The following is an 811-nucleotide window of genomic DNA, read 5'->3' on the forward strand; positions in this document are numbered from 1 at the left end:
ATCGGCCGCGGCGTCCCGCCACAGCCCGGCGTCGGCACACCAGGCCACCGCGCGGGGCAGGGCCGCGACCGTGGTGGCGACGGCGGCGGTGGCCAGCATCGCGCGCAGCGCGCCGTCGTCCCGCCCCTCGGCGGCCAGCAGGGTCCGAAGGCGTCGCGCCGCCTCCGTCGCGTCGTCACCGGGGCGGCGCGGGCCCGGCAGATGGTCCCGTACGGCCGCCGCGGCGGCATCGGAAGCGGCCGACGCCACCGCCCGCGGATCGGCGTCGACGTCCAGCAGCGCGCACACCGTGGCCCCCGCCACCTCGTGCGCCACCGCCACCAGGTCCACCGTGCCGCCGGGTTCCGCGAGCGGGCCCAGCCGCCGGTCGAGAACGGCGCGCCACACCGGTCGCAGCCGCTCCACCCCGGCCGCGCCGAGGCCGTCGGCGAGCCCCCGCCGGGTCTCCCGGTGGCCGCCGCCCTCCTGGTCGAACAGCAGCCCCCGCGTCCCGGTCCCGGACAGCGCGGCGCGCGCCGCGCCACCGGTCGAGCCCTCGGCGTTGCGGTCCAGCGGGACCCGGGTGAGCACGTGGCGGCAGGCGTCGGCATCGTGCACCAGGACCGTGGAGCCCAGGCGCACGGCCGGGCGGGTGCGGGTGGCGGCGAGCAGGGCGAGGAGCACCGGGTGCGCCGCCCGGTAGACGCGGCGGTCCCGGCGGCGGGCCCGCCGGTACGCCCGGTCCGGCGGCGTCATGACGGGGTGTCCGTCCGGCGGCCGGGCCGGAGGCGGCGTACGGAAGCGGGCGCGGCACGGCCGTCCAGCCGGGCCG

At 81.4% G+C, this 811-nt stretch carries 1 pseudogene; it reads right to left on the bottom strand.

From position 1 onward, the window contains the following. Positions 1-735 (bottom strand): annotated as a pseudogene (locus EEJ42_RS31170) (cytochrome P450); the annotation flags it as partial. Positions 736-811: the final 76 nt, after the last annotated feature.

Source organism: Streptomyces botrytidirepellens (genome assembly GCF_003721215.1).
Taxonomy (GTDB): Bacteria; Actinomycetota; Actinomycetes; order Streptomycetales; family Streptomycetaceae; genus Streptomyces; species Streptomyces himastatinicus.